We start from the raw sequence: 13446 nt of genomic DNA on the forward strand, positions 1-13446 counted from the left end.
CGAGCGTAGCGCCGCGCTACCCCCGGCGGGCGGCGGCCCGGCAGCTCACCGCCACCGCCCCGGCGGCCACCAGCAGTGCCGCCGCGCACGGCAGCAGCGGCACCGAGACGTCGGCGGTGCGCGATCCGGTGACCAGCGCGCCGACCGCCGCGTTGGCCGGCGACCACGGGACCACCAGCGCCGCCACCGAGGCGAGCACGGTGGCGGGCACCGCCCGCCCGGTGCCGCGCAGCAGCGGCCGGTTGCACAGCGCCCCCACCGCCGTGCCCAGCAGCGCGCAGGTGAGCACGGCCAGCAGCCCGGCACCGGCCGCGGGCACCGGCGGTACGGCGGTGGCGCGGTCGCCGCCGTGCGGGCCGCCGATCACGGCGACGGCCACCGCGCCGGCGGCGCCCAGCGCCGCCGAGACGAGCAGCGCGCCCAGCAGGGACGCCAGCTGGACCGCGCCCGGACCGGCCGCCGCCGCGGCGCACCAGCGGGCGGCGGGCGGCTCGCCGGTGACACAGGCCCTGGCCAGCCAGGCGGCCACCGGCAGCAGCACGGCGGCGGCGTAGCCGAGCGAGTCCAGGACCGGCTCCCCGCCCCGGACCCCGACCAGCAGGGCGGCTGCGTACAGCAGCAGGGGCGGCAGCCAGCGGCGCGAGCGCAGCAGCAGGGAGGTCTCTTGACATCCTCGCCGCCCTGAGGGACGGCGATTCTCGCCTACCGTGCCGTCTGTGGCTGCGGTGTCGGGTGGGTTCCTGCTTCGCCGCGCGGTGCCGGGAGGAGTCCTGGTCTTACTCGCGCTCGACAGGCTGTCACGGCCAGTCCGGCCGCCTTGGCGACGTTGACCGCCGCGTTGATGTCCCGGTCCAGGACGGCCCCGCATGCCGGGCAGGTCCACACACGGACGTGCAGGGGCTTGGGGCCGTCCTTGACGCCGCACTGCGAGCACACCTGAGACGTGGGCTCGAAGCGGCCGATCCGGATGAAGGTGCGCCCGTACCGGGCGGCCTTGTACTCCAGCATCGCGACGAACGCCGACCATCCGGCATCGTGCACGGACTTGGCCAGGCGGGTGCGGGCGAGTCCTTTCACCGCCAGGTCCTCCACGGCCACCGCTTGGTTCTCGCGGATCAGCTTGGTGGAGAGTTGGTGGTGGAATTCGCGGCGCGCGTCCGCGACACGGGCGTGCGCCCGTGCGACGCGGACCCGGGCCTTGTCCCGGTTGCGGGAGCCCTTCTCCTTGCGGGACAGGGCGCGCTGCGCCTTCTTCAGGCGCTTCTCGGCCCGGCGCAGGAAGCGCGGGCTGTCGATCTTCGTGCCGTCGGAGAGAACCGCGAAGTGCCCGAGCCCGAGATCGATGCCCAGCTCGGGCGACACCTTGGGCAGGACTTCCCCGGGCCCGGTCTCCACGACGAAGCTCGCGAAGTACCGGCCCGCGCTGTCCTTGACCACGGTCACCGTGGACGGCAGCGACGGCAGAGCGCGGGACCACTTCACCGTGACGTCGCCGATCTTCGGCAGACGCAGCTTGTGCCCCGGGGTGATCGACCAGCGGGCGTTCGCGGTGAACCGGACCGCTTGCCGGGTGTCCTTGCGGGACTTGTACCTCGGTGCGCCCATCCGCGGGCGCTTGCCCTGGAGGCCGTCGAAGAAGTTTTTGTACGCGGTGTCCAGGTCCCGCAGGGACTGCTGGAGGATCACCGCCGACACCTCGCCGAGCCAGGCCCGCTCCGGGGTCTTCTTCGCCTCGGTGATCAGCCGCTTGGACAACTCCCCGGTCTTCGGGAACGGCAGCCCGGCGCCGCGGGCGGTCTCCCGAGCGCGCAGCGCGTCGTTGTAGACCACCCGCACGCACCCGAACGCCCTCGCCAGCGCTGTGCGCTGGCCGGCGCTCGGGTACAGGCGAAAGCTGTACCGAAGCTGCACACCGATCACGCTACGCAGCTGGCCCATGAGCGTCGATGAGAACATCCGTACAGGCCGTCACCGCGTCTTCCGCATGCACGTCCACACGGTTGTCGTGACGAAGTACCGGCACTGTGCGGCCAGCGGATGGGCGAAGACCGCCACCCCGCCCGCGCCGTGGATCAGCTCGACCGCCCGGTCCAGCTCGGCGCTCGCCCGGCGGTCCAGTCCCGTCCACACCTCGTCCAGCACCAGCAGCTCCGGCCCGGCCAGCAGTGCCTGGGCGAGGGCGACCTTCTGGCAGCCGCCCTTGGAGAGCTCCGCCAGGGGCATGTCCGCCAGCCCTCCGGCGCCGAAGCGCTCCAGCCACCGCCGGGCGGCGGTGACCGCGGGACCGCGCCGCATCCCGTGGATCCGGCCCAGGTGCGTCAGATAGCCGAGCGCGGTGAACGGCAGCGCGGCGGGGAAGCGCTCGGGCACGTACGCGGTGCGCGGGCGGCCGGTGATCCGGCCCGCGCTGGGCGCGTCGATCCCGGCGAGCAGTCTCAGCAGGGTGGACTTGCCGCTGCTGTTGGCCCCCTCGATCCGCACCAGCGTCCCCGGGCGCAGTTCCAGGTCCACGTCGCGCAGCACCCACGGTTTGCCGATGCCGTAGCGGCGGCCGACGGCTTCCAGTCTCATGACGGCCGACCATAGCCGCCGGTCCGCGGCCCCGTCCGCGCTTCACGGAACCCTTTCCCCCGCTTGAGGAACGTATAAGGCCCCCTTCATGCCGGCTGGCACACTGGCCCCGTGACCACGTCCGATGCCCCTTCCCTCGCCGCCCCCGCCCCCCTCGCCGACCGCGCGCCCGCAGACCGGGACGCCGCCCCGCAGTACGTCCTGCCGCTCGTCGTCCGGATCGAGCGGGCCGTCCCGCCGGGCCCCCCGGCCCGTGCCGACGCGCTGGAGACGGCGGCGCGGGCGGTGCTCGCCCTGCTGTCCGACGAGCGGACGGCCGATCCCGGCGGCGACTGGCACCCGCTGGTGCGCGCCTGGCAGGACGGGCGCATCCGCAAGGTGGTGCGGCGGGCGCGGGGCGCGGAGTGGCGGCGGGTCCAGGCCCTGCCGGGCCTCACGGTGACCGGTTCCGGCGCCGTGGACGCCGAAGGCGCCGGGAGCAGCGGGAGCACCGAGGGCACCCGGAGCACCGCCCCGGCCGAGGTGCGGGTGTTCCCGCCCGTACCGCTGGACGGCTGGCCGAAGGAGCTGGCCCGGCTCCAGGTCTCCGGCACCGAGCTGACCGACCCCGCACCGCCCGCCGCACCCGCCCCCGGGACGCCCGTGCTGTGGCTCAACCCGGCGCTGGAGATGTCCGCGGGCAAGGCGATGGCGCAGGCCGGGCACGGCGCCCAGTTCGTCTGGTGGGCGCTGGACGACGGTGCCCGCACCGCCTGGCGGGCGGCCGGCTTCCCGCTCGCCGTCCGTACCGCCCCGCCCGGACGGTGGGCGGAGCTGACGGCCGCGGGGCTGCCGGTGGTGCGCGACGCCGGGTTCACCGAGATCGCCCCGGGGTCGGCCACGGTCGTCGCCGACCACCCGGCGCTGCGCCGCTGAGCCCGGCACCGGGAAACGGTGAGGCGGTCTCGCTCACCTCTTCCCGGTGCCGCCCGTCCGCCGGTCCCGCAGCCTGCTGAGCCGGCCCGTCCCCTGTTCGCGCGGCCCGCGGTCCGTCCCGCCGTTCCCGGCCCGGTCCCGCTCCTGCTCCTTTTCCTGCTCCGCCCGCTTGCGCAGCGCCGGGGGCGGGCCGGCGAGCTCGGGGAAGTCGGTGCGCAGCGCGCGCCGCAGCGCGTACATCATCAGGAAGGCCAGGACGAAGAACGGCAGGCCGAAGACCGTGATCACCTCGGCGAGCGCGTCGAGGCCGCTCTTGCCGGTGGCGGCGATCAGGGTGCCCGCGACCACGCCCTCGGTGATCGCCCAGAAGACCCGCTGCCGGGTCGGTCCGCCCTCGCCCCGCTGTCCGGCGCAGAGCATGTCCACCACCAGGGACGCCGAGTCGGAGGAGGTGGTGAAGAAGATGACCACGATCAGCACCGACAGGACGGAGACGGCGGTGGTCAGCGGGTAGCTCTCCAGGAAGGTGAACAGCGCGCCGGGGACGTCGCCCTCCACGACGACCGTCCGTACGAGCTCGCTCTCGCCGTCCAGCTCCAGGTCGATGGCGGACAGTCCGAAGATGCTGAACCAGACGATGGTGAAGGCCGTCGGCAGGCCCAGGACACCGATGACGAACTCCCGGATCGTGCGCCCCTTGGAGATCCGGGCGATGAAGATGCCCACGAACGGCGACCAGGTGATCGTCCAGGCCCAGTAGAACACCGTCCAACTGCCCTGCCAGCCGGTGTTGGCGAAGGTGTCGTTCCAGAACGCCAGGGACACCAGCTGGGACAGGTAGATGCCGACGCTCTCGATGACGCCCTTGGCCAGGAACAGCGTCGCCCCGGTGAGGAACACGAAGACCATCAGCCCGATGGCCATGATGATGTTGATGTTCGACAGCCGCCGGATCCCCTTGTCCAGGCCGAAGACCACCGAGGTGGTGGCGATGGCCGTGATCACGGTGATCAGCAGGACCTGGACCAGGGAGTTCTCCGGCAGACCGAACAGCCGCGCGAGTCCGCTGTTGATCTGCAGGGTGCCCAGGCCGATGGAGACCGCGACGCCGAAGAGGGTGCCCATCACCGCCGTGATGTCCACGATCCGGCCCGCGGTGCCGTTGATGCGGTCGCCCAGCAGGGGCTGGAGGACGGAGCTGACCCGGAACGGCAGTCCGCGCACGTAGACGAAGTAGGCGAAGGTCAGGGCCGGCAGGCAGAAGATGGACCAGGTGTGCAGGCCGAAGTGGTACAGCGAGTAGGCCATGGCCATCCTGGCCGCCTCCACCGTCTGCGGCTCGACGCCCTGCTGCGGCGGTACGGCGAAGTGGCTGATGGGTTCGGCGACCCCCCAGAACATCAGGATCGTGCCGATCCCGGCGGCGAACAGCATCGCGAACCAGGCCCGCGTGGTGTACTCCGGACGCTCGTCCTGCCCTCCCAGCCGCACATGGCCGTACCGTCCGACGGCCGTCCACAGCAGGAAGATCACGAAGGAGGTCACCCCGAGGATGTAGAACCATCCCAGGTTGGTGAGGAGCCAGTCCGAGGCCGCCGCGAAGGTCCGGTCCACCTGCTCCGTCAGCGTGATCGCCGTGACGACGAACACGACCGTGAGCGCCGCGGAGGTGAAGAAGATGACGGAATCGGTGCGGAGGCCGAGCCTTCGCTGCAGTTTCTCCAGCATGGAAGTCTCCTGTGGGGGGTCAGCAGATTCTGTTCCCTTCTGGCCCCGGAGGCGGAAAGAACACGCGGAACAGGACACATCCCGACCGGACAAGCTCAAATGAAGCTCTGAAACCGCCACCGCGCGGTTGGCGTCCTCTCCCTCCGGAGATGACACCCGCGGGGCGGGAGGAGCCGGAGAGGGGGCGCGGCCATGCGGCAGGCGGTGACACGGCTGGGCACGGGCATCGGCTGGCGGCCGGAGATCGCCGACGTGATCGACGCGCTGCCCGGCGTCGACTGGGTCGAGGTGGTGGCGGAGAACGTCTGCCCGGACCATCTGCCCGAGGCCCTGCTGCGGCTGCGCGAGCGCGGCACCACCGTGGTGCCGCACGGGGTGGGGCTCGGACTGGGCGGCGCCCACCGTCCGGACCCGGCCCGGCTGGCGACGCTGGCGCGGCGGGCCGAGGTGCTGGGCGCGCCGCTGGTCACCGAGCACATCGCGTTCGTCCGGGTCGGCGGCCCGGGGACTGGCGCGCCCGCGATGGAGGCCGGGCACCTGCTGCCGGTGCCGCGCACCCGCGACGCGCTGGACGTGCTCTGCGAGAACGTCGCCGTCGCCCAGGACGCCCTGCCCGTGCCGCTGGCCCTGGAGAACATCGCCGCCCTGGTCCGCTGGCCCGGCGAGGAACTGACGGAGGCGCGGTTCCTCACCGAACTGGTGGAGCGCACCGGGGTCGGCCTGCTGATCGACGTGGCCAACCTGCACACCAACCACGTCAACCGCGGTGAGGACCCGTCCGCTGTCCTGGCCGGGCTGCCGCTGGAGGCGCTGGCGTACGTGCACGTGGCGGGCGGGGTGGAGCGGGACGGGGTGTGGCACGACAGCCACGCCCATCCGGTGCCCGAGCCGGTGCTGGGCATCCTGGCCGAGCTGTGCGCGCGCACCGCGCCGCCGGGGGTGCTGCTGGAGCGCGACGACGCCTTTCCGCCCGGCCGCGAGCTGGCGGCGGAGCTGTCCGCGGTCCGCGCCGTCTTCGAGGGGGCGACGGCTCGTGCCTGACATCCCCGCCCGCACCACCACCCCCGGTGCCGTCGGCGTACCCGACACCGAGGCGGCCCGGCGGCGCCTCGCCGCGGCCCAGACCGCCCTGCTGGCGGCGCTGACCGCCGGCGCACCGGCGCCCGAGGGCTTCGACCCCGAGCGGCTGCGCGTCCAGGCCCGGGCGCTGACCGCCAAGCGCGCCGCCGTCGTCGCCCGGGTCGCGCCCGAGCTGCCCCGGATCCTGGGTGACGGCTACCGCCCGGCGTTCACCTCCTACGCCGACGGCCGCCCGCTGACCGGCGGCCACCGCCAGGACGCCCTGCGCTTCGCCGCGCACCTGCTGGCGTCCGGCACCCCGTCCCGTACCGAGCGGCGGGAGCTGCGCCGCTGGTACCGCGAGCGCTCCGGCGGGGCCCGTCGGGGGTGGGGCCCCGCCGGACGCCTGCTGCGCCGCCTGCTGACCGGCGCCTGAGCGCCGCCCACCGAAATCCGGATCAGATCATGGCCTTCTCCTCGGTGACCATGACCGCGACTGTGCTCATGTCGATGAATTTCGGTTCGTCCGGGTTGACCAGCTTCCTGTAGTTCTCGGAGGAGAAGAAGGCGTTGTGGTCCTCCCAGTCGTCGAACCAGATCTCCGTCAGGCCGTCATAGGCGGGACCCGGGTAGTTCTCGGCGGGCACCGGGTGCGACACGACATACTTCCGCACGTAGCGCCGCGCCTCCGGAATGGAGGTGAACAGCGGACCGTGCCGGTCCCGGTGATACTCGACGAACCGCTCGAAGGACATTCCCCCGACACGATTGATCATGAAGGCAAGCTTGATCAACGACTTCTCCCTTGTCGCAGAGCCACACCGAGCACTGGACACGAAGTGGCATGACAGGCAACCGCAGGAGTTAACCTAGACCTTCACATCGATGTGAGGGGCAAGTCGTTGTGACCCAGTACACAGCGGGGAGTCGGGATGCGAATCGGTGAGCTGTCCGCCCGGACAGGAGTCAGCCGTCGGTCGCTGCGCTACTACGAGGACCAGGGCCTGCTCGTCAGCTCACGCTCCGCCAGCGGGCAGCGCCACTACGACGACGGGCATGTCCGGCGAGTCCGGCTCATACAGGCGTTCCTGGCCGCGGGCGTGTCCAGCAGCAGCATCGCCGCGATGGTTCCCTGCATGGCGGAGCCCAGCAGGGAAAAGGCTCAGAAAGCTCTGGAAGTAATGAATCACGAGCGAGCCCGGCTGTCCTTCGCGATGGACAGTCTTACTGCCGCCAGGTCCGCGCTCGACCATCTCATCGAGACCAATCAGAAATACCTGAGAGAGGTGGAGGAAATCGAGTCGTAGACCGATCACCCCACGAGATCCCTCACTCTCAAACGGTGCCCCCGGAAAGCAACACAGTCACTTTGATCCGATGCAGCTTTCCGGGGCACTCGCTCACCTCACGCGTTCCATGAACGCGGCCCACCCGTCCCGGCCGATCCGCAGCACAGGCCCGTCACCGGCAGCCTTCGAGTCCCGCACGTACACAGCACCCGAACCGGCAGCCACCTCCACACAGTCACCGCCGTCCGAGCCGCTGTAGCTGCTCTTGAACCAACGCAGCCCGTCCACGTTCTCGGTTATCCGCTCCACGGTCATGCCTCTCCTACCATCCGTTCGATGAGTCGCGCAGACTCCTCGGCGTTCAGGGCCTGCGATCGCAACTTGCCATGCCGCAGCCCGAAGGTGCTGGCTTCTGCCGGGCTACGGACAACATGCCCAACGCCCTGGGACTCGAAGTATCCGATGCGCCGGTGTTCCTCCGTCTCCACCACCACGAACGGGCCGTTCCTGCCCAGGTGGAGCCCTCGCCGAGCAGGCATGACCTGCACCTCCACGTTCGGCAGCGTGCCCACCTCCAGCAACCGCCGATACTGCTCGCGCATCGCCTCCGGGCTGCCCACGGGATCGCGCAGTGCCTCCTCGCTGATGATGAACGACAGCTCCGCCATCGGCACCCGCATCAGCAACTTCTGGCGGCCGAGCCGCGCGTCCGTGTGCTGGTCGATGGTCTCCTGGTCGAGCTGCGGGCAGTGCCCGGCGAACAGCGCCCGCGCGTAGCCCTCCGTCTGCAACAGCCCCGCCACCAGCAGCGGGTCGTACGAGAAGCGGCTGAGCACCTCGGCCTCGATGAGCGCGAAGTCGCGGAAGAAGCGCGGCAGTTTGGCCCGGTCCACCTCGTCCTGGAGCACCTCCAGGACTCCCCCGGCCGCCAGCACCCGTTCCGCGCCCGCCGTGAACGACGCCTTCGCCGGCCGCCGTCCCTGTTCGACCGAGGCGACCTGGTCCAGCGAGTAGTCGATGGCCTCCCCCAGCTCCGGCTGGCTCAGCCCGGCCCGATTGCGCAGGTGCTGGAGCAGCGTGCCGTAGGCCACCCACACCCCGGGCAGGTCCTCGTTCCCCTCCTTCTTCCGCGCCGTGCGACTGTTCCGCGCGTCCCGCACCCCACTCACGTCCTTCCGTTCCGGCTGCGCCCCCGTACCGGCGGGGTAATGTCCAACGCGGCCCGGAACGGCGGGGACACGGACGCGGCCCCGTACAACCGCCGTACAACCGGGGCGGCCGGACACCGGCGCGCTCCGTACCACGACCACGTCGTACGGCCGTCGTCCCTGTTCGGCGGCGCGTCCACCCGCCCACGCTGGCGAGGTGACACACCGACAGACCGCCGGCGAGCCCGGCGCCCCCGCCCACCACACGATCCTGCGGTTCAGCGGCACCGGGCGGGGCGCCCGGCTGACGCGCAGGCTCGCCGTCCAGCAGTTCGCCGAGTGGACCGGGCTGCCACACGGCTGCGACGCCGCGCACGCCGTCGCCCTCGTCACGGGTGAGCTGGCGGCCAACGCCGTCACGCACGGCAGCCTGCCCGGCCGGGACATCCGGGTGACGCTGCTCCTGCCGCACCGGCCGCCCGAACCCGTCGTCCGCATCGAGGTGACGGACACCCGCCCGGACCGTCTCCCCCGCCACCCGGCGGCCGGGCCGCCGCCCGCCGAGCCGACGTCGGGGCGGGGGCTTCTCCTGGTCGCCGTCTACGCCCGGCGCTGGGGGTGCGAGGTCCACGACGCGTACACCAAGACCGTCTGGGCGGAGGTGGCACTGCCCACCCCCGTCCCGTGACCCCGGCCCGCCGCGCGGTTCGCGGTCGCCGGGACCCACCACAGGGCGGGACCAGGGGCCGGTGCCTTCCGCCGCCCGACCGGCGCATGTACCGAAAGCGTGTGCGACGGCGGGCGTGCCGTAGTACTCCTGAAGGTTGCGAAGACAGGTCCGTTCTCGTTTGGAGTCGTCGATGACTGTGCGCCGTGTCGTGCCCAACATCCGGTCGGAGGCCGTCCGGGAGAGCAGGGAGTTCTACGGCCTGCTGGGCTTCGAGGAGGTCATGAACCACGGCTGGATCATGACGCTCGCCTCACCGTCCAGCCCGGCGGCGCAGATCAGTGTCATGACCGACGACAGGACCGCTCCCGTCGTGCCCGACATGAGTGTCGAGGTGGACGACGTGGACGCGGCCTACGCGGCCGTGCGGGAGAGCGGCGCGGAGATCGTCCATCCCCTGCAGGACGAGGAGTGGGGCGTGCGGCGGTTCTTCGTCCGCGACCCGAGCGGACGGGTGGTCAACGTGCTGAGCCACCGCTGACGGCCCTCGCGGACCGGGGGCCCGCCCGGCGTTCGCGTCCCCGGTGCGCTCAGCGGACGCGCTCGACCACGCGGTCGTCGGTGTGGAGGAGGTAGTCGTCCGGGTCCAGGTCCATGGCCTCGCGCTCGGGGGACGCCCAGTACGCGGCGTTGCGCTCCGCGAAGGTACCCGGGCCGTCGTAGGAGAGCAGCCACACGAACCGGCTGCGTTCCCGGTCCGCCCAGGCCCCGTCGACCGTGAACCCCAGCCTCGGACGCAGCGGGACGACCTCTCTCCGCCACCGCTCCACCCACGCGTCGAGCATGCCGTCCCGGACGGTGTACGTGCGCAGTTGCGTGGTCTTCGCCAAGGGGGCGTCCCCTCCGGTCAGGGGCCGTGGCACAGCGTGGTGCGGGTGCGGCCGGTCTCCAGGACGCGTGTCATCGTCCGGCATCCGCCGCCCCCCGGCCCGCCACTTCGCAGGCAGGGGGCCAGGCGTTCGGGAGATCACCCCGCTGAAGGGCACTCAGGGTCTACGGCCGCACACGGGCCCAACTGGCCGGGGCCGGCTCCGGCGACGTCCGCCGTACCGTCCGCGTCGTCCTGGACGACGGAGCCGCGCCGACCACGAGTGGGAAGGACCGGGCCGCCGGCCGGGGCCATAGGAATCCCCTATACCCCCTGCCGATATTTCGTCTTTGCCTCTCGCTCTTTCCCGGACGTACCGTCAAATGGCTCGACAAGGGCGATCACCTCGTTTTCTCCGGGATTCGCGCGCTGCGCACATCGCCTTTCTTCCGTCGAGCGGACGAAGACGTTGTCGAGAGGACCGGTGGCATGGCCACGACCGAGAACGGATCGGGAAAGCCGGAGCTCGCGGGAAAGCGGGCCCTGGTCACGGGTGGTTCCCGGGGAATCGGGGCGGCCGTCGTGCGCCGGCTCCTGGACGCGGGCGCCGAGGTGCTGACGACCGCCCGGACGGCGGCGGACACGGTGCCGGAGGGTGCCGCCTTCGTGGCGGCCGACGTACGGACCCGGGCCGGCGCGGCGGCGATCGCCGAGGCCGCACGGGAGACGCTCGGCGGGGTGGACGTCCTGGTCCACAACGTGGGCGGGGCGCGGCCGTACGAGGGCACCTCGGCCATCCCCGACGAGGTGTGGCAGGACTCGCTGGACCTCAACTACCTGGCGTCGGTGCGGCTGGACTCGCTGCTGGTGCCGGGGATGCGGAAGCAGGGCTCGGGGGCGATCGTGCACGTCTCCACGGCCGCGGTCCGCACCCCGGGAGGACCGTTCCTGCACTACACGGCGGCGAAGGCGGCGCTGGAGAACTACAGCCGGGGACTGGCCCTGGAGCTGGCCCCGTTCGGCATCCGGGTCAACACCGTGAGTCCCGGCCGGGTCACCACCCCCGGCGGTGTGCGGACGCGGGAGCAGTGGGCGCGCATGGACCCGGCGCAGAGCCAGGAGGCGCAGAGCCAGGACGGCGGCCCGGTGCCGCTGGGACGCGACGGGCGGCCCGACGACCTCGCCCACACGGTGCTGTTCCTGGTGTCCGACCGGGCGGACTGGCTGACCGGGAGCAATCTTGTCGTGGACGGCGGCGAATTCCCCCGGGCCTGACACCGACGGATTCCGGAACGCCGTTTCCGGCGAAACAGCTCACCGACTTCCAAGAGAAAGCAACGAGGAAACACCGGCATGGAGAAGTACGGCGGCAAGAAAGCGGTGATCACGGGCGGCGGCAGCGGCCTCGGGTTCGCGGTGGCGAAACTGCTGGCGGACGGCGGAGCGCGGGTGGTGATCACCGGCCGCTCCCGGGCCGCGCTCGACGCCGCGCGGGAACGGCTCGGCGAGAACGCGACGGCCGTCCGGGGCGATGTGTCCTCACTGGCCGACCTGGACGCCCTGGCCGACCGGGTGAAGGGCGAACTCGGCACCCTGGACGCCCTGTTCGTCAACGCCGGCATCACACTCACCACACCCTTCGAGGCGACGACCGAGGAGGTGTACGACGAACTGTTCGCGGTCAACGTCAAGGGCGCCTACTTCACCGTGCAGAAGCTCGCCCCGCTGCTGAACCCGGGCGCCGGCATCGTCTTCACCACCTCGGCCGCGAACGTCATCGGCATGCCGGACACCAGCGGCTACGCGGCGGGCAAGGCGGCGCTGCGCTCGATGGCCCGCAGCTTCGCCCGCGATCTGCTGCCGCGCGGGATCCGGGTCAACGCGATCAGCCCCGGCCCCATCGACACGGGTATCCTGGAGAAGACGATGACCGAGGAGGAGGCCGGGCGGTTCAAGGCCCAGGTGCTCGCGGACAACCCCATGGGGCGCTTCGGCAGCCCCGGGGAGATCGCCCGGGCCGCCGCGTTCCTCGCCTTCGACGCCACGTACACCACCGGCGCCGAACTCGCCGTGGACGGCGGCCGCACCCAGCTCTGAGCCGGTCCCGCCGCCGTGCCGCGGTCCCGGCGTCAGACCACCGGCACGGAGGCGGGGGCGGGGGCGGTGACGGGGGCAGGGGACCTGTACCAGGCCTCCTGGCGCAGGAGTTCGAGCAGGGCCGTCTCCGCCGGGCCCGCGCCGGGCCGGAACACGGCGACGACGGGCAGGGACACGGCCGGGGACACCGGGCGCGTGAGGTGCTCGTGGTTGTGGGGCACCGCGGAGGCCGGGACGAGGGCCACCCCCAGCCCGTGGACGGCCCAGCGCACGGCCGTCGCCGTCTGGGACACACGGGCGACCGTGGCCGGGGCCGGCCCGTTGTCCCGCAGTACGTCCAGCAGCACGTCGTCGAGCGCGCTGCCCTGGTCGAACCGCACCCACGGCTCCCGCACCAGGTCGCGCAGGCCGATCCGATCCGCGGCGAGCAGGGGGTGCCCGGCACCCAGCACCACGACGAACTCCTCGTCGCCGAGGTGGTGTTCCTCGTACACGTCCTCCTCGCACGGCGCGGCCGTCAGGGCGAAGTCCAGCACGCCCCGGCGCGCCAGCCGCTCCATCTCGGCGGGGTTCCGCTCCTCGAAGACGGTGACGTCCAGCCGCGGAAAGCGGCGGCGCAGCGCGCTCAGCGCGCCCGGGAGCTGCCGCGCGCCCAGACCCATCTGCGCCGCGACCACCAGCTCGCCCGCCGGCTCGTCCGCACCGGCCCGCGCCGTCGCCCGCGCCCGCCGCGCCGCGCTCACCGCGGCCTCCGCCTCCCGCAGGAACGCGCGGCCGACCGTGGTGGGCACCAGCCCGGTCGGCGTGCGGGCGAAGAGTGTCACGCCCAGCTCCCGCTCCAGACCGCGGATCTGCTGGGACACCGACGGCTGGGCGACGTGCAGCAGCTCCGCCGCCGCCGTCACCGAGCCCTCCTCCGCGACGGCCAGGGCGTACTCGAACTGACGCAGACTCATCGGGCTCCCGTCCCCTCCCCCGCGGCGGGCCGCGGCCCACCCCGTTGTCATCGCTGCCAGCGTAAATGAGGGCCTTTCATCCCCGGCAGGCCCGAGTCCCCATGCCATGCGGTTCTCGGCCGTGCCGTGTCATGGTGTCGCAACAGCA

Annotated in this window: 14 protein-coding genes and 2 pseudogenes; 7 read left to right on the forward strand and 9 right to left on the reverse strand. The window is 72.3% G+C overall.

Annotated features, from left to right (window positions below; translation table 11 throughout):
- Window positions 1-16: 16 nt before the first annotated feature.
- The 3 genes and pseudogenes from CUT44_RS31955 to CUT44_RS31970 form a co-directional block, all read right to left on the reverse strand.
- Window positions 17-655, reverse strand: a complete 639-nt coding sequence (locus CUT44_RS31955) for an ABC transporter (RefSeq protein WP_100205610.1) — start codon at window positions 653-655, stop codon at window positions 17-19.
- A gap of 47 nt (window positions 656-702) precedes the next feature.
- A complete protein-coding gene (locus CUT44_RS31960; protein ID WP_100205611.1) occupies window positions 703-1911 on the reverse strand; it encodes an RNA-guided endonuclease InsQ/TnpB family protein in 1209 nt (402 codons plus the stop codon).
- A gap of 132 nt (window positions 1912-2043) precedes the next feature.
- Window positions 2044-2571 (reverse strand): annotated as a pseudogene (locus tag CUT44_RS31970) (ABC transporter ATP-binding protein); the annotation flags it as partial.
- A 111-nt stretch (window positions 2572-2682) separates the two neighbouring features.
- Between CUT44_RS31970 and CUT44_RS31975 the strand changes: the two are divergent.
- Window positions 2683-3486: a peptidyl-tRNA hydrolase gene (locus CUT44_RS31975; RefSeq protein ID WP_100205494.1), complete on the forward strand. Its 804-nt coding sequence runs from the start codon at window positions 2683-2685 to the stop codon at window positions 3484-3486.
- 33 nt (window positions 3487-3519) lie between these two features.
- Here the strand turns inward: CUT44_RS31975 and CUT44_RS31980 are convergent, their stop codons facing one another.
- Window positions 3520-5214 carry a BCCT family transporter gene (locus tag CUT44_RS31980; protein ID WP_100205495.1) on the reverse strand — a complete coding sequence of 565 codons (1695 nt, stop codon included), beginning with the start codon at window positions 5212-5214 and terminating at the stop codon, window positions 3520-3522.
- Window positions 5215-5406: 192 nt separating this feature from the next.
- Between CUT44_RS31980 and CUT44_RS31985 the strand changes: the two are divergent.
- Window positions 5407-6709: pseudogene (locus CUT44_RS31985) on the forward strand (DUF692 domain-containing protein).
- 22 nt (window positions 6710-6731) lie between these two features.
- On the opposite strand, the gene CUT44_RS31990 reads toward CUT44_RS31985, so the two are convergent.
- Complete coding sequence (locus tag CUT44_RS31990; RefSeq protein ID WP_100205496.1) at window positions 6732-7067, reverse strand: EthD domain-containing protein; 336 nt, start codon at window positions 7065-7067, stop codon at window positions 6732-6734.
- Window positions 7068-7205: 138 nt separating this feature from the next.
- Between CUT44_RS31990 and CUT44_RS31995 the strand changes: the two genes are divergently transcribed.
- Window positions 7206-7580 (forward strand): MerR family transcriptional regulator, encoded by a 375-nt coding sequence (locus CUT44_RS31995; RefSeq protein ID WP_100205497.1) that lies wholly within the window; start codon window positions 7206-7208, stop codon window positions 7578-7580.
- 93 nt (window positions 7581-7673) lie between these two features.
- Here CUT44_RS31995 and CUT44_RS32000 read toward each other — a convergent pair whose 3' ends face one another.
- Together CUT44_RS32000 and CUT44_RS32005 are read right to left on the reverse strand one after the other, a co-directional pair.
- The gene (locus CUT44_RS32000; RefSeq protein WP_100205498.1) at window positions 7674-7877 is read right to left on the reverse strand and encodes a DUF397 domain-containing protein; all 204 of its coding nucleotides are present in this window, start codon (window positions 7875-7877) and stop codon (window positions 7674-7676) included.
- Window positions 7874-8722, reverse strand: a complete 849-nt coding sequence (locus tag CUT44_RS32005) for a helix-turn-helix domain-containing protein (RefSeq protein WP_100205499.1) — start codon at window positions 8720-8722, stop codon at window positions 7874-7876. Before CUT44_RS32005 ends, CUT44_RS32000 begins: the two co-directional genes overlap by 4 nt.
- Before the next feature lie 205 nt (window positions 8723-8927).
- Here CUT44_RS32005 and CUT44_RS32010 point away from each other — a divergent pair, with 205 nt between their 5' ends.
- Window positions 8928-9398, forward strand: a complete 471-nt coding sequence (locus CUT44_RS32010) for an ATP-binding protein (protein WP_100205500.1) — start codon at window positions 8928-8930, stop codon at window positions 9396-9398.
- 172 nt (window positions 9399-9570) lie between these two features.
- A complete protein-coding gene (locus tag CUT44_RS32015) occupies window positions 9571-9918 on the forward strand; it encodes a VOC family protein (protein ID WP_100205501.1) in 348 nt (115 codons plus the stop codon).
- A gap of 49 nt (window positions 9919-9967) precedes the next feature.
- On the opposite strand, the gene CUT44_RS32020 is transcribed toward CUT44_RS32015, so the two are convergent.
- On the reverse strand, window positions 9968-10267 hold the full coding sequence (locus CUT44_RS32020; RefSeq protein WP_100205502.1) for an NIPSNAP family protein: 300 nt from the start codon (window positions 10265-10267) through the stop codon (window positions 9968-9970).
- A 467-nt stretch (window positions 10268-10734) separates the two neighbouring features.
- Between CUT44_RS32020 and CUT44_RS32025 the strand changes: the two genes are divergently transcribed.
- Together CUT44_RS32025 and CUT44_RS32030 are read left to right on the forward strand one after the other, a co-directional pair.
- A complete protein-coding gene (locus tag CUT44_RS32025) occupies window positions 10735-11520 on the forward strand; it encodes an SDR family oxidoreductase (RefSeq protein WP_100205503.1) in 786 nt (261 codons plus the stop codon).
- 78 nt (window positions 11521-11598) lie between these two features.
- Window positions 11599-12342, forward strand: a complete 744-nt coding sequence (locus CUT44_RS32030) for an SDR family oxidoreductase (protein ID WP_100205504.1) — start codon at window positions 11599-11601, stop codon at window positions 12340-12342.
- A 32-nt stretch (window positions 12343-12374) separates the two neighbouring features.
- Here CUT44_RS32030 and CUT44_RS32035 read toward each other — a convergent pair whose 3' ends face one another.
- On the reverse strand, window positions 12375-13298 hold the full coding sequence (locus CUT44_RS32035) for a LysR family transcriptional regulator (protein WP_100205505.1): 924 nt from the start codon (window positions 13296-13298) through the stop codon (window positions 12375-12377).
- Between the last annotated feature and the right edge of the window lie 148 nt (window positions 13299-13446).

Origin of the sequence: Streptomyces carminius, assembly GCF_002794255.1 — a bacterium.
GTDB classification, from domain to species: domain Bacteria; phylum Actinomycetota; class Actinomycetes; order Streptomycetales; family Streptomycetaceae; genus Streptomyces; species Streptomyces carminius.

Excerpts from the sequence above, each read along its gene's own strand:
- CUT44_RS31980 (WP_100205495.1), bottom strand. The coding sequence starts at position 5,214 with ATGCTGGAGAAACTGCAGCGAAGGCTCGGCCTCCGCACCGATTCCGTC.
- CUT44_RS31995 (WP_100205497.1), top strand. The coding sequence starts at position 7,206 with ATGCGAATCGGTGAGCTGTCCGCCCGGACAGGAGTCAGCCGTCGGTCG.
- CUT44_RS32000 (WP_100205498.1), bottom strand. The coding sequence starts at position 7,877 with ATGACCGTGGAGCGGATAACCGAGAACGTGGACGGGCTGCGTTGGTTC.
- CUT44_RS32015 (WP_100205501.1), top strand. The coding sequence starts at position 9,571 with ATGACTGTGCGCCGTGTCGTGCCCAACATCCGGTCGGAGGCCGTCCGG.
- CUT44_RS32025 (WP_100205503.1), top strand. The coding sequence starts at position 10,735 with ATGGCCACGACCGAGAACGGATCGGGAAAGCCGGAGCTCGCGGGAAAG.
- CUT44_RS32030 (WP_100205504.1), top strand. The coding sequence starts at position 11,599 with ATGGAGAAGTACGGCGGCAAGAAAGCGGTGATCACGGGCGGCGGCAGC.
- CUT44_RS32035 (WP_100205505.1), bottom strand. The coding sequence starts at position 13,298 with ATGAGTCTGCGTCAGTTCGAGTACGCCCTGGCCGTCGCGGAGGAGGGC.